Raw genomic sequence first — 20,347 nt, 5'->3', positions numbered from 1 at the left:
GGAGGAAGGCGGCCGTCACAAGCCGTTCTTCTCGAACTACCGGCCCCAGTTCTACTTCCGTACCACCGACATCACCGGCTCCATCGCCCTGCCCGACGGCGTCGAGATGTGCATGCCCGGCGACAACACCCTCATGACCGTCGAGCTCATCAACCCCATCGCCATGGACGAAGGCCTGCGCTTCGCCATCCGCGAAGGCGGCCGCACCGTCGGCGCCGGCCGCGTCACCAAGATCCTGAAGTAGAGGACGAGATGGCTAAATCCACCGAGAAGCGGGTGCACGTCACCCTCGAGTGCACCTCGTGCAAGCGCCGCAACTACATCACCACCAAGAACAAGGTGAACGACCGCGAGCGCATCGAGATGAAGAAGTACTGCCGCTGGGAGCGCCAGCACATCCTCCACAAGGAGACGCGCTAGCCCGCGCCAGCGGCACCTCACATTTCCAGGTAACGCCCAGAGTGAACGGGAGGTCAGAAACGCCGATGCCGCGGAGCGAGGCTGATCTGATCGCCGCCGCTCAGGATGGCGACCGCGAGGCGTTCGACGATCTCGTAAGAGCCACCTATGCGGATACCTACACACTCGCTTACCGGCTCACCGGGAATGAGGAGGATGCACGGGATGTCTCCCAGGAGGCGTACCTGCGGGCATATCGCGCCATCGGCCGCTTCCGAGGCGACGCGCAGTTCTCGACGTGGATGTACCGCATCACGGCCAACTGCGCGGCCACGTACCTCGGGCGTCGCTCCCGCCACCGCCACGATGTCCTCGACGACACCGTCCCGGTGGCCGACCCTCGCACCGACCACGACCCCCAGCTGCGGGCCGACGCCAGCGACCTCCGCGACCGCCTGGCCCTGGCGCTCGACGAGCTCCCGCCCCGGCTGCGTGCGGTCGTGGTGCTGCGCGACCTCTACGACCTACCCCACGAATCGATCGCGGCCGAGCTCGGCATCTCCGAGTCGGCCGCCAAGGTGCGCCTCCACCGGGCGCGCAACAAGCTGCGTGAGCAGGTGTTCGGGCGTCGCGACGACCGTGAGGACGGAGCGAGCCATGCGCTCTGACACCGAGAGAGGATCACACGATGCAGTGTGACGAGTTGACCGACGATCTCGCGGGCGTCGCCGACGGCGCTGTGAAGCTGGGTCGCACCCACCGTCGCCACGTCGAACGTTGCCTGCGCTGCCAGGCCGAGCTGGTGCAGCACCGCAAGCTCCTGCGGGCGCTGCGGTCGATGCGCACCGAGGTGCTGGAGCCCGCGCCCGGCCTGCTGGCCGACATCCTGGCCGGACTGGAGGGCGTCGGCGAGCGCCACGCCATCCGCTCGCTGCTGTCGGGACGGCGTGTCGCCTACCTGGGCGGACTCGCCGCGGCGACGGCTGCAGGGGCCGTCGGCGCCATCGTCTTCACCACGCGCACCCGCCGGGCGCGCCTCGTCAGCTGACGGCCGCCTTTCTCTCCTCCGGCGTCCAAGCGACTTCATCCCCCGCGCGCCCGGGCTGTAGAGTGTCACGGTTACCCCCAGAGGGCAGTAGCTCAACTGGCAGAGCAGCGGTCTCCAAAACCGCAGGTTGGGGGTTCGAGTCCCTCCTGCCCTGCTCTCCCGCAACTCCTCACCCGAGGGCCTTGCCATGGCAATGAACCGACAGACCAAGCGCATGCTGCAGCGCCAAGGACAGCTTGACGCCGAGGGCCAGCCTTCGGCGCGCAAGCGCCCGGCGCCCCAGCAGCCGCGCTCCGAGGCACGTGAAGGCCGGACTGGTCCCATCCAGTTCGTGCGGGAGGTGCGCGGGGAGCTGCGCAAGGTCGCCTGGCCGACGCGCTCCGAAGTACGGAACTACTCGATCATCGTGCTGGTGGCGGTGGTCATCCTGACCGCATACATCTCCTCGCTGGACTTCGCGTTCGGCGAGGTGATCTTCGAGCTGTTCGAACGATGAGCGACATCCACACTGACATGCCGACTGAAGACGACACGACCGACAACGAGGCAGAAGAGCCGACTTCGGAGACCCCCGAAGCCTCGGACGATGTAGAGACCCCCGACGAGGCGGTTGAATCGGCCGCAGGCGGCGACGAAGTCGCCTTGCCGGAGGCAGAGAACAGCGACGACCCCGAAGTCATTTCCGACGAGGAGCTGCTCGCGCAGGCGGCGGCTCCGATCGACAACCCCTTCACCCGGCCGGGCCGCTGGTTCGTGGTCCACACCCAGTCGGGCTACGAGAAGAAGGTCAAGCAGAACCTCGAGGCCCGCATCTCGTCGATGAACGCCGAGGACGCGATCTACGAGGTCGTGATCCCCATGGAGGACTACGTCGACCTGCGCAACGGCAAGCGGGTCGTCGCCCAGCGCAAGATGTTCCCCGGCTACCTGCTGGTGCGCTCGGAGCTCGACGACAAGGCGTGGTTCGTCATCCGCAACACGCCGGGCGTCACCGGGTTCGTCGGCCAGGGCGCCAAGCCCTCGCCGCTGCCCCGCCGCGACGTCGAGGCCTTCCTCATGCCGAAGGACTCGGGCGAGCAGGTCACCACGAGGTCGAAGCCCCGCATGGAGTACGAGGTGGGCGAGACCGTCCGGGTCAAGGAAGGGCCGTTCGCCGACTTCTCCGGCGAGGTCATCGAGATCAACGAGGACCAGCTCAAGCTCAAGGTCCTGGTCAACATCTTCGGCCGGGAGACCCCGGTCGAGCTGGAATTCGGCAAAGTCGCCAAGCTGTAGAAGCAGGAGTCGAAGGAACCCCAAATGGCCAAGAAGAAGAAAATACTGGCCGTCGTCAAGATCCAGATCCCCGCGGGCCAGGCCACACCGGCCCCGCCCGTCGGTACCGCGCTCGGCCCCCACGGCGTGGCGATCATGGATTTCTGCAAGGCCTACAACGCGGCCACCGAGCCGCAGCGCGGCACGATCGTCCCGGTCGAGATCACCGTCTACGAGGACCGCACGTTCACGTTCGTCCTGAAGACGCCGCCCACGCCGGTGCTGCTGCGCCAGGCCGCGGGCCTCGACAAGGCGGCCGAGAACCCGGGCCGGGAGACCGTCGGCAAGGTGACCGACGCCCAGCTCACCGAGATCGCCGAGATCAAGATGCCCGACCTCAACGCCTACGACATCGAGGCCGCCAAGCTGCAGGTCGCCGGCACCGCCCGCTCGATGGGCATCGACGTCGCCCGCTAGTTCGTAACACCAGAGGCTGGACCGGGAGCACCTCGCCCGGCCGCCGTACCAACGAGGGAGCCGACATGGCGAAAGGCAAGAAGTACACCGACGCGCTGAAGCGCTTCGACCGCGAGGGGATGCACGGGCCGTCCGAGGCCGTCGACCTCGTGAAGTCCCTGGCGAACGCCAACTTCGACGAGACCGTCGAGCTGGCCGTGCGGCTGGGCGTCGACCCCCGCAAGGCCGACCAGATCGTGCGTGGCACGGTCGGCCTGCCCTCGGGCACCGGCAAGGACGTCCGCGTCGCGGTGTTCGCCGCCGGTGAGGCCGCCACCGCCGCCCGCGAGGCCGGCGCCGACATCGTGGGCGCCGACGACCTCGCCGCCCAGGTCGAAGGCGGCATGCTCGACTTCGACGTGGCCATCGCCACGCCCGACATGATGCCGCTCGTCGGTCGTCTCGGTCGGGTGCTCGGCCCCCGCGGCCTCATGCCCAACCCGAAGACCGGCACGGTCACGACCGACGTGGCCAAGGCGGTCGGCGAGTTCAAGGGCGGCAAGGTGGAGTACCGCACCGACCGCTACGGCAACATCCACGTGCCGGTCGGGAAGGTGTCGTTCACGCCCGATGCGCTGCTCGAGAACCTGCGAGCCGTGCTCGACGAGCTGAACCGGGCCAAGCCGGCGTCGTCCAAGGGCCGCTACATGAGGCGCATCGCTCTGTCGTCGACGATGGGCCCGGGAGTCAAGATCGACCCGGGCCGTCTGCGCGAGACCGCGGACGCTGCCTAGCGTCCGCACCCCACCGGACCGCTACGCTGGTCCGGCTTACAACCCACATCGCTCGCCGAAGACCTCCGGTGCCTCTCACGAGGCGTAAATGGGCAGTAGCCCGGCCTGGGTAGGCGGACTCCTCGACTCTCGTCTTGGCGTTCGCTCTTTGCGAGCGCCGAGAACCACGAGAGGAGGTGTCGATGGAGAATCCGAGAGCGGAGAAGGTTGCCGTCGTCGACGAGGTGCGCGAGCGCTTCGAAGGCTCGTCCGCAGCGCTTCTGACCGAGTACCGCGGCCTGGACGTGGGAGCTCTCGCCGAACTGAGGCGGGCGTTGCGCGCGGCGGGCAGCGAGTACAAGGTCTACAAGAACACGCTGGTGCGGTTCGCGGCCCGTGACGCGGGTCTCGACCTCGACGAGCTGCTGACCGGTCCGACCGCGATCGCCTTCGTCAACGACGGCGACGCCGTGACCGTGGCGAGGGCCCTGCGTGACTTCGGCCGCACCAACCCCGCGTTGGTGGTCAAGGGCGGCGTCATGTCGGGCGCACCGCTGTCTGCCGAGCAGGCACGGGCCCTGGCCGACATCGAGCCGCGCGACGTCCTGCTGTCCCGGTTGGCCGGAGGTCTGGCCGCACCGTTGCAGCAGTTCGCCGGCCTGTTGGAGGCCCTGCCCCGCAACTTCGCCTACGGCCTCAAGGCCCTCATCGACCAGCAGGGCGGTGCCCCCGAGGCGGCCGCCGACGCTGGCGCTCCTGACACCCCGACCGAGACCGACACCGAGGAGTAACCCCATGGCTACCAAGACCCTGAGCAAAGACGAGATCCTCGACGCGATCTCGAGCATGACCGTCCTCGAGCTGAGCGAGCTGCTCAAGGACTTCGAGGAGAAGTTCGGCGTGACCGCGGCGGCCCCCGCCGCTGTGGCTGCCGCCCCTGCCGGTGGTGGCGATGCCGCTGCCGCAGAGGAGGAGAAGGACGAGTTCGACGTCGTGCTGACCGCTGCCGGCGGCCAGAAGATCGCCGTCATCAAGGAAGTCCGTTCCCTCACCAGCCTCGGCCTCAAGGAGGCCAAGGACCTGGTGGAGTCGGCTCCCAAGGCCGTCATCGAGAAGGCCAACAAGGAAGACGCGGAGAAGGCCAAGGCTGCCCTCGAGGGCGCCGGCGCCACCGTCGAGCTCAAGTGAGCCCGGCGGCCTAGCCGCTATTCAGTCAGTCAGGCACGGCCCGGGACGTCCGAGGAGGACTGCCCGGGCCGGGCCGCGTCCGGGAGCGCCGTGCAGGACAGGCTCTCCAGGTCGTCTCGCTCGTCCCGGGTCGTCGCGCCCGACGACTCCGACGCCGACGCCGACTCCGACCCGGTCCCCTCGGGCAGGTCCGGGGTCTGCGAGGAGGGGACCCGCCAGACGTCGTCGGCGACCTCGTCCACCTCGACCCCGGCCTCCTCCAGTGCCTCCGCCTGGGCGGGGATGCCCGTGAAGAGGGCGGGACGCGGGACGCCGTCCATGCGCTGCGCGGCCCGGGCGATGCGTCCCTCGCAGCCCCAGAGGTAGCGCTCGACGTCCTCCACCGACACCCCCAGCCGGTAGACGGTGGCGAGGTTGCGGGTCTCGGCCAGCCGGTCGACGTGGAGGTAGTAGTCGACGTACTGGGTCTCCTGGTACGTGTCGGTGAGGATCAGGGCGTCGCTGCCGGCCACGTCGAGCGTCCGCTCCACCCGGGCGGCGTCCTCGATGTTGCCCCGCTGGCTGGCCCGTCGGTAGTCGACCACGCCGGTCATCAGCGGGATGGCGACCAGCGCCGCCACCGCGCCCCAGGCCATGCGCACGTGGCCGGGGTAGTGCTGCTGCGACCAGTGGATCATCCCCTCGAGCCCCAGCCCGAGGAACACCGCCAGCACGAACAGCAGCGGGAGGAAGAACACCTCCACGTCGAACACGTTGTAGTTGGTGGCGAAGACCGCCGACAGCAGTCCCAGCGACATGAGGTGGATGGAGACGTCGCGGTGGGGCTTGTCGGCGCGCAGCCCCCGCCAGATGCCGTAGGCGATCGGCGCCTGCAGCAGGAGGTACTCGGCGCCGACGATCTCGCCCAGGAGCGGCAGGCGGTACTGCAGGAGGTCGAAGACCCCGAAGCCCCACATCTCGTCCTTGAACTCGCCGCCGCGCACCAGGTCCCACAGGTCGGCGAAGCCGCGCAGGGGCACCTCGACGTAGCCGCCGACGTCGGACATGTAGAGCAGGTAGAGGTACGGACCCACGGCCAGCGCCACGAACAGCAGCACCCAGGGGGCGTTGCGCAGGGTGAGGGCCCGGCGCCGGTCCGACCACACGAGCCAGGCGATCCCCGGCATGGCGAGCACCGTCATCAGGTGGTGGCCGAACGACAGCGAGTAAATGGCGATGCCCGCGATCAGCCAGCCGTTGGCGGCGCCCATCCGCCACTTGGCGAGGCACAGCGTGACCGAGGCGGCGAAGAGGATGTGCAGCGTGTAGACCTCGGCGATCGACGCCTGGGTCCAGAACGTGGGGCTGACGGCGAAGGTGATCGCGGTGGCCGCCGCCACCGTGCGTCGCACCCCCAGGATGCGCAGCAGGCGGAACAGCACGGTCACCGCGGCGGCGCCGAGGGTGGCGGAGAGCAGGTTGGTCTTCCAGGCCGCGGTCCCGAAGGGGACGATGGTGCCCCAGAGCTGGATCAGCGCCACCCACACCGGCTCGCCCGTGGCGTGCGGCACCCCGCCGGTGACGCTCATGTACTGCCACTTCACCACGTCGCCGCTGTAGCCGATGCCCGGCAGCAGGGATCGCTGGTAGACGACCATGGCGACCGCCGCGACGGCGGCCGTGAGCACACGGTCTCGGCGGCGTTGGACGGCGGGATCGTCGACGGCGCGCGAGGCCCAGGCCCCGACATGGCGGGCAGCGGTCTCGGTGGTCTCGGTCAGCATGGTGGGCGCGGCAGGGGGAAGCAGCGTCATGGCGGAACGAGTCAAGACGATAGGTCACCGACGTACGTGGATGGACGCGCTCCGTGCTGAACTTCTCGTGACGGGAACCCCAACCCTTGACCTCGGGGAGCCTCTGGGCTTACCCTCCCTCACAGTTTGAGACCGTTTCCGCCGGGCCAGGTGGAGACGGACCAAACGCGGGTTGCCCTTACGTGGGGTGAGGGTTTAACATGGCGTGTTGCCGTGCGTTCCCGGGTTTGTAGCGCTGATCTCTTGTTGGGGTTCCAGCGCGCCCTCGTCGGGTTCAGCGGCTCTGTCTCCCCTGGCTCGCCGACCTGTGTGCTCTAGGTCGTCGTTGCCGCTCGAACGCTCGATCGAGGAGTGAATCCTTGCCCACTCGCACCCGGGATCGGTACTCGTTCGCGAACATCGATGAGGCCTTGTCACTACCCGACTTGGTCGCGATCCAACGCGAGTCTTTCCGATGGTTCGTCGAAGACGGCCTGAAGGAAACCTTCTCCGACATCTCACCCATCCGTGACTTCACGGAGACCCTCCAGCTCGAGCTGGAGTTCGACCCCAACGACGAGGACCTGCGGCCGCCCCCCAAGTTCTCGGTCGAGGAGTGCAAGGAGAAGGACATGACCTTCTCCGCGCCCATCTTCGTGCGTGCCCGCTTCATCAACGCCGCGACCGGCGAGATCAAGGAGCAGACGGTCTTCATGGGTGACTTCCCCATGATGACCGACAAGGGCACGTTCGTGATCAACGGCACCGAGCGCGTCGTCGTGTCGCAGCTCGTCCGGTCCCCCGGCGTCATCTTCGAGCCCGGCGAGCGCTACCGCCTCCGCAACCTGGCCAAGCACCAGCTCGTCAAGGGCACCATCCACCCCTACCGCGGCGAGTGGATCGAGTTCGACGTCGAGCAGAAGCCCGGCAAGGACGTCACCGCCGGCACCCGCGTCGCCCGCAAGCGCCGCCTGAGCCTCTTCATCCTGCTCCGCGCCCTCGGCTACGACGACGAGAACGCCCCCGGCTTCCTCGAGGCCTTCGTCCGCGAGTTCCCCTTCCTGGAGGGGCAGTGGGAGAAGGACCGTGACCTCGCCCCCACGCAGGACGAGGCGCTGGTCGAGATCTACAAGCGGGCCCGCCCCGGCGAGCCGCCCTCGGTCGAGTCGGCCCGGGTGTACTTCAAGAACGCCTTCTTCGAGCCCCGTCGCTACGACCTCTCCCGGGTCGGGCGCTACAAGCTCGACCGCAAGCTCGGGCCCGAGGTCCAGAAGCTGGCGGCCATGTTCCCGATGCTCGAGGAGCGCGGCCTGCTCGACCGCCCCGAGCCGGGCCAGTCGGTGCTCAGCCGGTGCGAGGTGCTCGCCACCCTCACCTACCTGCTCCACCTGGTCAACGCCGAGCCGGGCTACCGCCTCGACGACCAGGACCACTTCGCCAACCGCCGCATCCGGTCGGTGGGCGAGCTGATCCAGAACCAGGTGCGCATCGGCCTCTCCCGCATGGAGCGGGTGGTCCGTGAGCGCATGACGACGCAGGACGTCGAGGCCATCACGCCGCAGACGCTGATCAACATCCGCCCGGTGGTCGCGGCCATCAAGGAGTTCTTCGGCACCAGCCAGCTCTCCCAGTTCATGGACCAGGTCAACCCGCTGTCGGGCCTGACCCACCGGCGGCGGCTGTCGGCGCTGGGCCCGGGCGGCCTGTCCCGGGAGCGGGCCGGCTTCGAAGTGCGAGACGTGCACTTCAGCCACTACGGCCGCATGTGCCCGATCGAGACGCCGGAGGGCCCGAACATCGGCCTGATCGGCGCCTTGTCCACGTACGCCCGGGTGAACGACTTCGGCTTCATCGAGTCGCCGTACCGCAAGGTCAACCAGGGTCAAGTCACCGACGACATCGTGTGGCTCACGGCGGACGAGGAAGAGGACTACGTCGTCGCCCAGGCCAACGAGCCGCTCGACAAGAACCACGTGTTCCGCAACGAGCGCGTGCTGGTCCGCCGGTCGCCGCAGGCGGCCACGCTGGAGAACCTCCGGGCCCAGCTCGAGCGGGAGACCTACTTCGCCGCCACCACGGACATCTCCGCGGTGCCGCCGATCGAGGTCCAGCTCATGGACGTCTCGCCGAAGCAGATCGTCTCGGTGGCCACCTCGCTCATCCCGTTCCTCGAGCACGACGACGCCAACCGTGCGCTCATGGGCGCCAACATGCAGAAGCAGGCCGTCCCGCTCGTGCGGGCCGAGGCTCCGTACATCGGCACCGGCGTCGAGGCCCGTGCGGCCCGCGACGCCGCCGACATGATCGTGGCCGAGGACGACGGCGTCGCCACCGAGGTGAGCGGCGACATCCTGGCGGTCGACTACGCCCGCTCGGGTCGCAAGGTCTACAAGCTCCTCAAGTTCGAGCGCTCCAACCAGGACACCTGCATCAACCAGAAGCCCCGCGTGGCCGAGGGCGACAGGTTCCGCAAGGACGACGTGCTCGCCGACGGGCCCTCCACCGACGGTGGCGAGCTGGCGCTCGGCAAGAACCTGCTCGTGGCCTTCATGCCGTGGGAGGGCTACAACTTCGAGGACGCGATCATCCTGTCGGAGCGCCTCGTGCGCGACGACGTGCTCACCTCGATCCACATCCACGAGCACGAGATCGACGCCCGCGACACCAAGCTCGGGCCCGAGGAGATCACGCGCGACATCCCCAACCTCTCCGAGGAGATCCTGAAGGACCTCGACGAGCGGGGCATCATCCGCATCGGTGCCGAGGTCGGCGCCGGCGACGTGCTGGTCGGCAAGGTCACACCCAAGGGCGAGACCGAGCTCACCCCCGAGGAGCGGCTGCTCCGGGCGATCTTCGGTGAGAAGGCCCGCGAGGTGCGCGACACCTCGCTGAAGGTGCCGCACGGCGAGTCCGGCAAGGTCATCGACGTCAAGGTGTTCAGCCGGGACGAGAGCCACGAGCTGCCCCCCGGCGTCAACCAGCTGGTGCGGGTCTACGTCGCCCAGAAGCGCAAGATCTCGGTCGGCGACAAGCTGGCCGGGCGCCACGGCAACAAGGGCGTCATCTCGAAGATCCTGCCGCTGGAGGACATGCCGCACCTGTCCGACGGCACGCCCGTCGACATCATCCTCAACCCGCTCGGCGTCCCGTCCCGCATGAACGTGGGACAGGTGCTCGAGGCCCACCTCGGCTACGCGGCCCGCTGGGGCTGGCAGGTCAACGGCACCACGGTGGGCGACGAGCCCATCCGCGGCACCGAGTCCAAGACCCGCCCGACCACGCCGCCGTCGACGCTCATCGCCACACCGGTGTTCGACGGTGCCCACTGGGACGAGGTCGAGCAGGCCGGCAAGCACCCGACGATCCAGACGATCTTCCACAACCTGCGGCCCGAGTCGCCCGACGGCGAGCGTCTGATCGGGCCCAACGGCAAGGTGCAGCTCTACAACGGCCGCACCGGCGAGGCCTACGACCAGCAGGTCACGGTCGGGTTCATGTACATCCTGAAGCTGGCCCACCTCGTGGACGACAAGATCCACGCCCGGTCGACCGGCCCGTACTCGATGATCACGCAGCAGCCGCTGGGCGGGAAGGCCCAGTTCGGTGGTCAGCGATTCGGTGAGATGGAGGTGTGGGCCCTCGAGGCCTACGGCTCCGCTTACTGCTTGCAGGAGCTGCTGACGATCAAGTCCGACGACGTCCTCGGCCGCGTGAAGGTGTACGAGGCCATCGTCAAGGGCGAGAACATCCCCGAGCCGGGGATCCCCGAGAGCTTCAAGGTTCTCATCAAGGAGATGCAGGCCCTCTGCCTCAACGTCGAGGTGTTGGCGCAGACCGGCGAAGAGATCGAGATGCGCGAGCTCGACGAGGACGTCTTCCGCGCCGCCGAGGAGCTCGGCATCGACCTCAGCCGTCCGGAACGGGGCACCGACGAAGACGACGAGCGCCGCCGCGAGCGGACGAGCAGCTTCTAGTGACCACCCGCACCCAACTCCACGACATCAGCACGAGCACGGCAATGGAGCACTTCGATGCTTGACGTGAACGACTTCAGCCAGCTCAGGATCGGGCTGGCGACGGCCGAGACCATCCGCCAGTGGTCGAACGGCGAGGTCAAGAAGCCGGAGACCATCAACTACCGCACCCTCAAGCCCGAGAAGGACGGGCTCTTCTGCGAGAAGATCTTCGGTCCGCAGAAGGACTGGGAGTGCTACTGCGGCAAGTACAAGCGTGTCCGCTTCAAGGGCATCATCTGCGAGCGCTGCGGCGTCGAGGTCACGCGCTCGAAGGTCCGCCGCGAGCGCATGGGCCACATCGAGCTGGCCGCCTCGGTCGTCCACATCTGGTACCTGCGGGGCACCCGCTCCTGGCTGGCCTACCTGCTCTCCGGCACCGAGGTGCGCGAGGAGCTCAAGGCCAAGCAGCTGGAGAAGGTCATCTACTTCGCGGCCAACCTCGTCACCTGGGTCGACGTCGACAAGCGCCACGAGGAGCTGTCGAACCTCGAGAAGGAGATGCTGGCCGAGAAGGAGGAGATCGACCGCGAGCGCGAGCTCGAGCTGGCCAAGCGCATGGAGGGCCTGGAGCAGGAGATCACCGCTCTCGAGGCCGAAGGGGCCAAGGACGCCGACCTGCGCAACCGCCAGAAGGCCGCCGACAAGGACCTGGCCGTCATCCGCGAGCGCTACGACGAGGAGCTGGACCTGGTCCAGCGCGCCTACGACGAGTTCCGCGACCTGCACCCCCGCAAGATCCTCGAAGACGAGATGCTGTGGCGCGAGCTGCGCGACCGCTACGGCGCCTACTTCGAGGGTGGCATGGGCGCCAATGCCCTGAAGCAGCTGATCAACCGCCTCGACTTCGACGAGGAAGAGGTCAAGCTCAAGGACCTCATCGACCCGTCGACCGGTGGTCGCCCGCTCTCGGCCCAGCGCAAGCAGAAGGCCATCAAGCGGCTGAAGATCGTCTCGGCGTTCAACCGCCGCGACGACCGTGGCAACCGGGTGAACGACCCGCGGGCCATGATCCTCGACGTCGTGCCGGTGATCCCGCCGGAGCTGCGCCCGATGGTGCAGCTCGACGGTGGCCGCTTCGCCACGTCCGACCTCAACGACCTGTACCGCCGGGTCATCAACCGCAACAACCGCCTGAAGCGCCTGCTCGACCTCGGTGCCCCCGAGATCATCGTGAACAACGAGAAGCGCATGCTGCAGGAGGCGGTCGACGCCCTGTTCGACAACGGCCGTCGCGGCCGTCCCGTCACGGGTCCCGGCAACCGCCCGCTCAAGTCGCTGTCCGACATGCTCAAGGGCAAGCAGGGCCGGTTCCGCCAGAACCTGCTGGGCAAGCGCGTCGACTACTCCGGCCGTTCGGTCATCGTGGTCGGCCCGTCGCTCAAGCTGCACCAGTGCGGCCTGCCCAAGCTGATGGCGCTGGAGCTGTTCAAGCCCTTCGTGATGAAGGCCCTGGTCGACCGCGAGCTGGCGCAGAACATCAAGTCCGCCAAGCGGATGGTCGAGCGCCGTCGTCCCCAGGTGTGGGACGTGCTCGAAGAGGTCATCAAGGAGCACCCGGTCCTCCTGAACCGGGCGCCCACGCTGCACCGCCTCGGCATCCAGGCGTTCGAGCCGGTGCTGGTCGAGGGCAAGGCCATCCAGATCCACCCGCTGGTGTGCACCGCCTTCAACGCCGACTTCGACGGCGACCAGATGGCCGTCCACCTGCCCCTGTCGGCAGAGGCCCAGGCCGAGAGCCGGGTCCTCATGCTGTCGGCGAACAACGTGCTCAGCCCGGCCCACGGCCGCCCGCTGGTCACGCCGACGCAGGACATGGTGATCGGCGCCTTCTACCTGACCGCCCACGTCGTGGGTGCGCCGGGCGAGGGCAAGGTGTTCGGCAACCGCTCCTCCATGGAGCGGGCGCTCGACGCCGGCGACGTGCACCTCCACGCCATGGTCAAGCTGCGGCTGTCCAAGCGCGAGGTCATGGAGGAGATCGAGGAGGGCCTGCGCGAACCGGCTGACGCCGACGAGCCCAAGCCCATCTTCCGGGAGAGCACGGTCGGCCGCTTCATCTTCAACCGGGCGCTGCCGCTCGGGTTCGGCTTCGTCGACGAGCCCGTCAAGAAGAAGAACATGGGCGAGGTCGTCGACCGGCTGGCCAACGACTACCCCAAGGCCGTCGTCCAGCGCAGCCTCGACCAGCTCAAGGACCTGTGCTTCGGGTACGCCGCCAAGTCGGGCCTGACGATCTCCATCGAGGACGTCAAGACGCCGGAGAGCAAGAAGGGCATCCTCGAGCGCTACGAGAAGGAAGCCGAGAAGGTCGAGACCCAGTTCCGGAAGGGCATCATCACCGACGGTGAGCGGCGCCAGAAGGAAGTGGAGATCTGGACGAACGCCACCGACGAGGTGCGCTCCGAGATGGAGAAGGGCCTCAAGGAGGAGCAGTTCAACCCCATCGACATGATGGTGGGCTCCGGCGCCCGAGGGAACATGATGCAGGTCCGGCAGATCGCCGGCATGCGCGGCCTCGTGGCCAACCCCCGAGGCGACATGATCCCCCGGCCGATCAAGGCGAACTTCCGCGAAGGCCTGTCGATGCTGGAGTACTTCATCGCCACGCCGGGCGCCCGGAAGGGTCTGGTCGACACCGCCCTGCGGACCGCCGACTCGGGCTACCTGACCCGTCGCCTCGTCGACGTGGCCCAGGAGCTGATCATCCGGGAGTACGACTGCCAGAAGGAGGGTGAGCCGATCCGCGGCCTCTGGGTCGAGGACATCGGCCCCGACCAGGCGGGCAAGCGCACCTACCTGGAGACCCGCATCTTCGGCCGCACCCTGGCCGTCGACGTCGAGCTCTCGCCGGAGAACCCCCACGAGGACTTCCGCGGGGTGACCATCAAGGCCGGCACCGAGATCGACGACTTCGCCATGGACGCGCTGCGCGACGACCCCAAGGTCGAGCGGGTGCGGGTCCGGTCGGTGCTCACCTGCCTGGCCGACTTCGGCGTCTGCGCCAAGTGCTACGGCCGTTCGCTGGCCACCGGCAAGACCATCGAGATGGGCGAGGCGGTCGGTGTCATCGCCGCCCAGTCCATCGGTGAGCCGGGCACCCAGCTGACGATGCGGACGTTCCACACCGGTGGCATCGCCGGCACCGACATCGCCGGTGGTCTGCCCCGAGTGGTCGAGCTGTTCGAGGCCCGGTCGCCGAAGGGCAAGGCCACGCTGTCGCACATCTCCGGTGTCGTGCGCATCGCCGAGGACGAGGGCAAGGGCCGGGTGATCACGGTGGTCGCCGACGACGGCGCCGAGCACGCCTACATCGTGCCGTCGCTGGCCCGGCTCGAGGTGACCGACGGCCAGGAGATCCAGGCCGGCGACCCGATCGTCGACGGTCCTCGTGACCCGAAGGAGCTGCTGGAGATCCGCGGTGTGCGGGAGACCCAGCAGTACCTGGTGATCGAGGTGCAGCGCGTGTACCGCGACCAGGGCGTGTCGATCCACGACAAGCACATCGAGCTGATCGTGCGGCAGATGACCCGCCGGGTCGTCGTGCAGGAGCCCGGCGACAGCCGCTTCCTGCCCGGCGAGACGGCCGACGCCAAGGCCTACACCGACGAGAACAAGGTGCTGGTCCAGGAGAGCAAGGTCCCGGCCGAGGGTCGCCCGGTCATGATGGGCATCACGAAGGCGTCGCTGGCCACCGAGTCGTGGCTGTCGGCGGCCTCCTTCCAGGAGACCACCCGGGTGCTCACCGAGGCTGCGATCGAGTCGAAGTCCGACGGGCTCAACGGCCTGAAGGAGAACATCATCATCGGCAAGCTCATCCCGGCCGGCACCGGCATGGAGGTCTACCGGGACATCGGCACCAAGGCGCCGGAGTACCAGCCCATGTCCTACTGGTCGTCGGACCGCGAGGAGCAGGGCCTGGCCGAGTGGCTCACGGGCACCTACGAGAACCAGGAGGGCGACGCCCCGTCGGGCGACACCCGCGACCTGGCTGCCGTGGTCGGGCTCCCGTCGTCCGAGGACGCCGTCGAAGCCTGATCAACCTTTGACGGTGGCCGGCTGAGGGTGACCTCAGCCGGCCACCGCCGCGTCCAGGCACTGTTGGACGGCGTCCCGGTCGAGGCCGGTGATGCGCAGCCGCTTGCGGCGGCTGGAGGCGCCGGCGACCAGCTCGACCGGGGCATCGAGGATCTCGGCCAGGAGCTCCACCACCGCGGCGTTGGCCTTCCCGTCGACGGGTGGCGCCGTGACCCGCACCTTCAGGGCGTCGCCGTGCGGGCCGACGATCTCGCTGCGGCGGGCGCCGGGCTGCACGTGCACGGTCAGCATCACGTTGCCGTCGCGGTCGACGTCGAGCACGGTCGCCGACAGTACCGTCGCCGCCATGGAGACCACCGTGCTCACGATCCGCACCGGCACGCGGCCCAACGTGGTCGACATCACCGGCCCGGCCGCCGACTTCTGCCGGGGTCGGGGCGACGGGCTGCTGTCGGTGTTCGTGCCGCACGCCACCGCCGGCGTCGCCGTGATCGAGACCGGGTCGGGGAGCGACGACGACCTCCTGTCGCTGCTCGACGACCTGCTGCCCCGGGACGGCCGCTGGCAGCACCGCCATGGCGCACCGGGTCACGGCGCCGACCACGTGCTGCCGGCGTTCATCGCCCCGAGCGTGGTCGTCCCCGTCCTCGGCGGCCGCCCCGCGCTCGGCACCTGGCAGTCGGTCGTGCTGGTCGACACCAACGTCGACAACCCCGACCGGGAGGTCCGCCTGAGCTTCCTTCCCGGCTGACCACCCGGTTACGGTCGGGCCGATGTCGGAGAGGGGCGTGTTCCGCACGGTCGTGCTCGCCGCGTTCGTCGTGTCGGTGGTGCACTACACCGACAACTACGTGCGCTTCGACGAGTACCCCAACGACATGCCCGACACGGTCACCCGGCCGTCGATCTGGCAGGCCTGGGTGGTGTTCACCGCCTTCGGTGTGGCGTCGTGGCTCCTGTACGACCGGGGGCGGCGGCAGCTGGCGGCCGTCTGTCTGGCGGTCTACTCGGTGTCCGGCCTGATCGGCCCGCTGCACTACACGTCCGGGGCGCTGTCGGAGTTCGACGTCTTCCAGCACTTCAACATCGCCACCGACAGCCTGGCCGGCATCACCTGCCTCGCCCTCGCCGTCTGGCTCCTCACCCATCCCGCCCCCGCCGCCACCTCGTAGGCTCGGCCCACCCATGGATGTGCATCTGCGGCCGGTCCAGGAGGGCGACCTCGACGCCCTCGCCCGCTTCTCCCTGGATCCGGAGGCGGGCAGCGAGTTCGAGTGGGTCGGTTTCAAGGACCCGAAGGCGTGGCGGAAGCGCTGGGAGGAGGACGGCTGGCTCGGCACCGAGCAGTCGGAGCTCGTGGTCGCCCGCGCCGACGGCACCTTCGCCGGGGTCGTCAGCTGGAAGGACCGCACGCTGGGCAACGGCAAGGCGCTCGTGTTCGAGATGGGGATCATGCTGCTGCCCGAGCACCGCGGCCAGGGTGTGGGCACCGAGGCGCAGCGCCTGCTGGTCGAGTACCTGTTCGCCAACACGCCGGCGCACCGGCTGGAGGCCTTCACCGAGGTGACGAACCACGCCGAGCAGCGGGCCCTCGAGAAGGCGGGCTTCGAGCGCGAGGGCGTGATGCGTGGGGTGTTCTTCCGGGGCGGACGGTGGCGCGACAGCGCGATCTACGCCCTCCTGCGCGACCCCTCCTAGGACGTGCGCGGACAGCTCCGCCTCCTCAGAGCGAGGACGCGTACTTCTCGAAGGCCTCGAGCATCCGCTGGTTCTGTTCCGGCGTGCCGATCGAGATGCGGACGCAACCCTCGATGCCGGCGACGGTGCTGCGGTCGCGGACCTTGATGCCGGCCGCCTCCATAGTCCGGACGAGCAGCCGGGGATCGGGCGTCTCGACGAGCAGGAAGTTGGCGTCGCTGGGGTGGATCCGGGTGGCGCCCGGCGACGTCGCCAGCGCCACTTCGACGCCCGCCCGCTCCCGCAGGAGCAGGTCGATGTTGGCCCGGGCCCGGGCGACGCCCTCCGGTGACATCGCCGCGGCCACGGCCCGGATGGCGGTCTGCGTGAGCGGATAGGGCGCCAGGATGCGGCCGAGCAGCCCGACCGTCGTCGGGTGGGCGATCGTGACGCCGCAGCGCTCGCCCGCCAGGCTGTACTCCTTCGACAGCGTCCGCAGCACGACCAGGTTGGGGTGCGCGCCCAGCTCCCGGGCCAGCGACGGCTGACCGGAGAAGTCGACGTAGGTCTCGTCGGCCACGACCAGGGCCGAGCCGAGGAGCCGGTCGCACAGGCCCAGCACGTCCTCCCGGCGCGCCAGCCCCGAGGTCGGGTTGTTGGGCGTGCAGACGAAGACCAACTTCACGCCCGGCCGGGACCCCGCCGCAGCGAGGATCGCATCCACGTCGAGGTCGAACCGGCCGGCGTCGGTCCTCACCAGCGGCACCGCCACCACCGCGGCGCCCTGGATCTCCGCCGCCATCGCGTACATGGCGAACGCCGGCGTGTTGACGAGGATCGCGTCGTGCTCGGCCCGGCAGAACGCCCGCACCAGCAGGTCGATCGCCTCGTCGGCGCCCCGGGTGAACAGCAGCTGCTCCCGCGCGACGTCGTAGTGCGCCGCGAACCGGTCGAGCAGGTGCCCGGGCTGCGGCTCGGGGTAGCGGTTGAGGCCCTCGCTGGCGGCGTCGGCGGGGTACGGCGCGAACGGGTTCTCGTTGGCGTCGAGGAACACCTGCATGCGCTGCTCGCCCTCGGTGCGGGCCGAGCTGTAGGGCTGGAGGGCGGCGATGTCGGGTCTCGCCAACCGGGTGATCTCGTCCATCGGTAGGAGATGTACCGCATGCGGGCTCCGGCTGCGAACCGCCATTGTGGAAGCGATTCCATTGACATTCCCTGTTCCGGGGCATACGTTGCGGTGACAGGTGTGGAAGCGCTTCCACACATCGGGGGAACGGAGGGGGGTTCGGGGGGATGGCCACCATCGCCGACGTCGCGGCGAAAGCCGGAGTGGGTGCGGGCACGGTGTCCCGGGTCCTCAACGACAGCCCTCGCGTCAGCGCCGCCACTCGGGCCCGCGTGCTCGCCGCCATCGAGGCCCTCGACTACCGGCCCAACCCGATGGCCCGCGGCCTGTCCCGCGGCCGCTGCCAGACCGTCGGCGTGGTCGTGCCCTTCTTCACCCACGCCTCTGCCGTGGAGCGGCTCCGCGGCGTCGTCGCCCTGCTCGACACAAGCCGCTACGACCTCGTCCTCTTCAACGTCGAGTCGCCCGTCCACCGTGACGAGCACTTCGCCGCCCTCACCCGCCGCGACCGGGCCGATGGCCTGCTGGTCATGTCGCTACCACCGCCGAGCAGCGACCTCGAGCGCCTGGCCGCGGCGGGTGTTCCCGTGGTGCTGCTCGATGCCCGCGGCCCGACCGAGCACGCGGTCCCCCGTGTGGTGACCGACGACGTCGAGGGCGGCCGCATCGCCACCCGGCACCTGCTGGCGCTGGGTCACGAGCGCATCGCCTTCATCGGCGACGAGCCCGACAACCCGCTGGGCTTCGTGTCCAGCGCCGAGCGCGAGCAGGGCTACCGCGCCACGCTCGAGGACGCCGGCGTCGACGTCCGCCCGGAGCTGATCCGGCACGGCCCGCACGTGCGCAGCGTCGCCCGCCGCCGGACCGAGGAGCTCCTGGCCCGCCGCGACCGACCCACCGCGGTGTTCGCCGCCTCCGACACGCAGGCCCTGGGGGTTCTGGAGGCCGTGCGCGCCGCGGGCCTGCGCGTGCCCGAGGACGTCTCGGTCGTCGGCTTCGACGACATCGAGGTGTCCAGCTACGCGGGCCTCACCACCGTGCGCCAACCGCTCTACGAGAGCGGGCGCTGCGCGGCGGCGCTGCTGCTGGAGGTCCTCGGCACCGAGGGCCCCATCGCACCGGTGCACCAACAGCTCGATCTCGACCTGATCGTCAGAAGCACGACAGGCCCACCTTCGGTCCGGGTAGGGAGGTAGTGCGTGCTCTCTGGGGGCCCGGCGGATGGATTTGGCGAGATGTCGTCAAAGTAAGCAAAGAGGGGGAAACCCAATGACACGACAGCGAAACCGGTGGAGAGCGGTCTTCACGCTCGGGCTGGCCCTGAGCCTGTTGTCGGCGTCGGCGTGTGCCGACGACGACGACGATGCGTCCACCGACTCCGGCGACGACAGTGGCGGCGGAGGCGATAGCGGGACCGTGACCCTGTTCGGTCCGGAGGTGGAGTTCGAGCAGCAGAGCCTGCAGGACGCCTTCGACGCGTTCACCGAGGACACCGGCATCGAAGTCGAGGTGAACGGCTCACGGAGCTTCGAGACCGAGGTCGGCCCCCAGGTCGACGCCGGCAACCCGCCCGACATCGCCATGTTCCCGCAGCCCGGGAAGATCAAGGACTTCGCGGGCGACATCGTGCCGCTGCCCGACGACGTCCTCGAGGTGGTCGGCGAGAACATCGACGAGGGCTGGACGAGCTTCTCCACCATCGACGGCGACGTCCTCGCCATCCCGGCCAAGGCCGACCTCAAGAGCGTCGTCTGGTACAGCCCGGCAGCGTTCCAGGAGGGCGGCTACGAGATCCCCGAGTCCTTCGACGACTTCCTGGCGCTGGCCGACACGATGCTCGCCGACGGCAAGACGCCGTTCTGCGTCGGCATCGGCAGCGACGACGCCACCGGTTGGCCCATGACCGACTGGATCGAGGAGTTCGTGCTGCGCCTGCAAGGGCCCGAGGTCTACGACCAGTGGGTCAACCACGAGATCCCCTTCGACGACCCTGCCATCGTGGAGTCGGCGCAGGCGGTCTACGACCTCTGGGCGACCGACGGGATGGTGTTCGGCGGCCTGCAGAACATCGGGGCGACGCCGTTCGCCGAGGCCGGCCTGCCGCTGCTCGAGGGCGACTGCCTGATGCACCGCCAGGGCAACTTCTACGGGTCGAACTTCACCGACGCGGGGGCCACCTTGGGCGCGGACGGCGACGTCAACGCCTTCTACCTGCCCGGCTCCGAGGAGAACCCGAACATCACCCTCTCGGGCGGCATCTACGCCGCGGCGTTCGCCGACCGTCCCGAGGTGATGGAGGTCATGAGCTACATCGCCTCGCCCGAGTTCGGCAACAGCCGGGCCGGCAACGAGATCGGCGGCTACCTGTCGCCGAACAAGAACGTCGACACCAGCCTCTACACCACGGAGCTGGACCAGACGTTCGGCGAGATCCTCGCGGCGGCCGAGCCGGTGCGCTTCGACGCCTCCGACCTGATGCCGGGAGCGGTCGGCTCCGGGACGTTCTGGAGCGCCGCCGTCGACATCGTCGGCGGCACCAAGACCGTCGACGAAGCGTTCGCCGACGTCGAGGCGAGCTGGCCCTCGGACTGACCCGAAGGATC

At 69.0% G+C, this 20,347-nt stretch carries 20 protein-coding genes and 1 tRNA gene; 18 read left to right on the top strand and 3 right to left on the bottom strand.

Going from position 1 to position 20,347, the window contains the following annotated elements; all coding sequences use genetic code 11:
• The 11 genes from tuf to rplL all read left to right on the top strand — a co-directional run.
• Positions 1-244 (top strand): elongation factor Tu (gene tuf, locus VK611_29240; GenBank protein ID HMG45453.1); only part of this gene is annotated, 244 nt, incomplete at its 5' end.
• 8 nt (positions 245-252) lie between these two features.
• A complete protein-coding gene (gene rpmG, locus VK611_29235) occupies positions 253-420 on the top strand; it encodes a 50S ribosomal protein L33 (GenBank protein ID HMG45452.1) in 168 nt (55 codons plus the stop codon).
• Between the two features lie 65 nt (positions 421-485).
• Positions 486-1,067, top strand: coding sequence for an RNA polymerase sigma factor (locus VK611_29230; protein ID HMG45451.1), 582 nt, complete (start codon positions 486-488; stop codon positions 1,065-1,067).
• Between the two features lie 20 nt (positions 1,068-1,087).
• On the top strand, positions 1,088-1,447 hold the full coding sequence (locus tag VK611_29225; protein ID HMG45450.1) for a hypothetical protein: 360 nt from the start codon (positions 1,088-1,090) through the stop codon (positions 1,445-1,447).
• A gap of 81 nt (positions 1,448-1,528) precedes the next feature.
• Positions 1,529-1,601: transfer RNA gene (locus tag VK611_29220), tRNA-Trp, on the top strand.
• Between the two features lie 33 nt (positions 1,602-1,634).
• Positions 1,635-1,943, top strand: a complete 309-nt coding sequence (gene secE / locus VK611_29215; GenBank protein HMG45449.1) for a preprotein translocase subunit SecE — start codon at positions 1,635-1,637, stop codon at positions 1,941-1,943.
• Between the two features lie 221 nt (positions 1,944-2,164).
• Positions 2,165-2,722 carry a transcription termination/antitermination protein NusG gene (nusG, locus tag VK611_29210; protein ID HMG45448.1) on the top strand — a complete coding sequence of 186 codons (558 nt, stop codon included), beginning with the start codon at positions 2,165-2,167 and terminating at the stop codon, positions 2,720-2,722.
• Positions 2,723-2,746: 24 nt separating this feature from the next.
• Positions 2,747-3,178: a 50S ribosomal protein L11 gene (gene rplK, locus VK611_29205; GenBank protein ID HMG45447.1), complete on the top strand. Its 432-nt coding sequence runs from the start codon at positions 2,747-2,749 to the stop codon at positions 3,176-3,178.
• 65 nt (positions 3,179-3,243) lie between these two features.
• Complete coding sequence (rplA, locus tag VK611_29200) at positions 3,244-3,951, top strand: 50S ribosomal protein L1 (GenBank protein ID HMG45446.1); 708 nt, start codon at positions 3,244-3,246, stop codon at positions 3,949-3,951.
• Positions 3,952-4,133: 182 nt separating this feature from the next.
• Positions 4,134-4,721: a 50S ribosomal protein L10 gene (gene rplJ, locus VK611_29195; protein ID HMG45445.1), complete on the top strand. Its 588-nt coding sequence runs from the start codon at positions 4,134-4,136 to the stop codon at positions 4,719-4,721.
• A gap of 4 nt (positions 4,722-4,725) precedes the next feature.
• Positions 4,726-5,118, top strand: a complete 393-nt coding sequence (rplL, locus tag VK611_29190; GenBank protein HMG45444.1) for a 50S ribosomal protein L7/L12 — start codon at positions 4,726-4,728, stop codon at positions 5,116-5,118.
• A 29-nt stretch (positions 5,119-5,147) separates the two neighbouring features.
• Here the strand turns inward: rplL and VK611_29185 are convergent, their stop codons facing one another.
• On the bottom strand, positions 5,148-6,911 hold the full coding sequence (locus VK611_29185; protein HMG45443.1) for a DUF2723 domain-containing protein: 1,764 nt from the start codon (positions 6,909-6,911) through the stop codon (positions 5,148-5,150).
• Positions 6,912-7,270: 359 nt separating this feature from the next.
• On the opposite strand from VK611_29185, the gene VK611_29180 reads away from it, so the two are divergent.
• On the top strand, positions 7,271-10,864 hold the full coding sequence (locus VK611_29180) for a DNA-directed RNA polymerase subunit beta (protein HMG45442.1): 3,594 nt from the start codon (positions 7,271-7,273) through the stop codon (positions 10,862-10,864).
• Positions 10,865-10,921: 57 nt separating this feature from the next.
• Positions 10,922-14,941: a DNA-directed RNA polymerase subunit beta' gene (locus tag VK611_29175; GenBank protein ID HMG45441.1), complete on the top strand. Its 4,020-nt coding sequence runs from the start codon at positions 10,922-10,924 to the stop codon at positions 14,939-14,941.
• A gap of 33 nt (positions 14,942-14,974) precedes the next feature.
• Here VK611_29175 and VK611_29170 read toward each other — a convergent pair whose 3' ends face one another.
• Positions 14,975-15,289 carry a DUF167 domain-containing protein gene (locus tag VK611_29170; protein ID HMG45440.1) on the bottom strand — a complete coding sequence of 105 codons (315 nt, stop codon included), beginning with the start codon at positions 15,287-15,289 and terminating at the stop codon, positions 14,975-14,977.
• On the opposite strand from VK611_29170, the gene VK611_29165 reads away from it, so the two are divergent.
• Genes VK611_29165 through VK611_29155 form a run of 3 tightly spaced genes read left to right on the top strand, consistent with a single transcriptional unit; the run spans position 15,288 to position 16,639 of the window.
• Entirely contained in the window at positions 15,288-15,692 is a 405-nt protein-coding gene (locus tag VK611_29165; GenBank protein ID HMG45439.1) for a YjbQ family protein, read from the top strand. The genes VK611_29170 and VK611_29165 overlap by 2 nt on opposite strands.
• Positions 15,693-15,714: 22 nt before the next feature.
• Positions 15,715-16,113 (top strand): hypothetical protein, encoded by a 399-nt coding sequence (locus VK611_29160; GenBank protein HMG45438.1) that lies wholly within the window; start codon positions 15,715-15,717, stop codon positions 16,111-16,113.
• Between the two features lie 13 nt (positions 16,114-16,126).
• Positions 16,127-16,639: a GNAT family protein gene (locus VK611_29155; protein ID HMG45437.1), complete on the top strand. Its 513-nt coding sequence runs from the start codon at positions 16,127-16,129 to the stop codon at positions 16,637-16,639.
• A gap of 25 nt (positions 16,640-16,664) precedes the next feature.
• Here VK611_29155 and hisC read toward each other — a convergent pair whose 3' ends face one another.
• Complete coding sequence (hisC, locus tag VK611_29150; protein HMG45436.1) at positions 16,665-17,762, bottom strand: histidinol-phosphate transaminase; 1,098 nt, start codon at positions 17,760-17,762, stop codon at positions 16,665-16,667.
• A 149-nt stretch (positions 17,763-17,911) separates the two neighbouring features.
• Between hisC and VK611_29145 the strand changes: the two genes are divergently transcribed.
• Both VK611_29145 and VK611_29140 read left to right on the top strand, forming a co-directional pair.
• Positions 17,912-18,940, top strand: a complete 1,029-nt coding sequence (locus tag VK611_29145; protein ID HMG45435.1) for a LacI family DNA-binding transcriptional regulator — start codon at positions 17,912-17,914, stop codon at positions 18,938-18,940.
• A 73-nt stretch (positions 18,941-19,013) separates the two neighbouring features.
• A complete protein-coding gene (locus VK611_29140; GenBank protein ID HMG45434.1) occupies positions 19,014-20,336 on the top strand; it encodes an ABC transporter substrate-binding protein in 1,323 nt (440 codons plus the stop codon).
• The last annotated feature ends 11 nt before the right edge of the window (positions 20,337-20,347 follow it).

This window comes from Acidimicrobiales bacterium (assembly GCA_035316325.1).
Lineage (GTDB): Bacteria > Actinomycetota > Acidimicrobiia > Acidimicrobiales > VFJN01 > DASXTK01.
The sequence above is the reverse complement of the archived record's forward strand: the minus strand, read 5'-3'. Positions and strand labels throughout refer to the sequence as shown.

Bases quoted from the DNA above. Each gene is read 5' to 3' on its own strand.
- rpmG (HMG45452.1), top strand. From the start codon at position 253: ATGGCTAAATCCACCGAGAAGCGGGTGCACGTCACCCTCGAGTGCACC.
- VK611_29230 (HMG45451.1), top strand. From the start codon at position 486: ATGCCGCGGAGCGAGGCTGATCTGATCGCCGCCGCTCAGGATGGCGAC.
- VK611_29225 (HMG45450.1), top strand. From the start codon at position 1,088: ATGCAGTGTGACGAGTTGACCGACGATCTCGCGGGCGTCGCCGACGGC.
- secE (HMG45449.1), top strand. From the start codon at position 1,635: ATGGCAATGAACCGACAGACCAAGCGCATGCTGCAGCGCCAAGGACAG.
- rplK (HMG45447.1), top strand. From the start codon at position 2,747: ATGGCCAAGAAGAAGAAAATACTGGCCGTCGTCAAGATCCAGATCCCC.
- rplA (HMG45446.1), top strand. From the start codon at position 3,244: ATGGCGAAAGGCAAGAAGTACACCGACGCGCTGAAGCGCTTCGACCGC.
- rplJ (HMG45445.1), top strand. From the start codon at position 4,134: ATGGAGAATCCGAGAGCGGAGAAGGTTGCCGTCGTCGACGAGGTGCGC.
- rplL (HMG45444.1), top strand. From the start codon at position 4,726: ATGGCTACCAAGACCCTGAGCAAAGACGAGATCCTCGACGCGATCTCG.
- VK611_29185 (HMG45443.1), bottom strand. From the start codon at position 6,911: ATGACGCTGCTTCCCCCTGCCGCGCCCACCATGCTGACCGAGACCACC.
- VK611_29175 (HMG45441.1), top strand. From the start codon at position 10,922: ATGCTTGACGTGAACGACTTCAGCCAGCTCAGGATCGGGCTGGCGACG.
- VK611_29165 (HMG45439.1), top strand. From the start codon at position 15,288: ATGGAGACCACCGTGCTCACGATCCGCACCGGCACGCGGCCCAACGTG.
- VK611_29170 (HMG45440.1), bottom strand. From the start codon at position 15,289: ATGGCGGCGACGGTACTGTCGGCGACCGTGCTCGACGTCGACCGCGAC.
- VK611_29160 (HMG45438.1), top strand. From the start codon at position 15,715: ATGTCGGAGAGGGGCGTGTTCCGCACGGTCGTGCTCGCCGCGTTCGTC.
- VK611_29155 (HMG45437.1), top strand. From the start codon at position 16,127: ATGGATGTGCATCTGCGGCCGGTCCAGGAGGGCGACCTCGACGCCCTC.
- hisC (HMG45436.1), bottom strand. From the start codon at position 17,762: ATGGACGAGATCACCCGGTTGGCGAGACCCGACATCGCCGCCCTCCAG.
- VK611_29145 (HMG45435.1), top strand. From the start codon at position 17,912: ATGGCCACCATCGCCGACGTCGCGGCGAAAGCCGGAGTGGGTGCGGGC.
- VK611_29140 (HMG45434.1), top strand. From the start codon at position 19,014: ATGACACGACAGCGAAACCGGTGGAGAGCGGTCTTCACGCTCGGGCTG.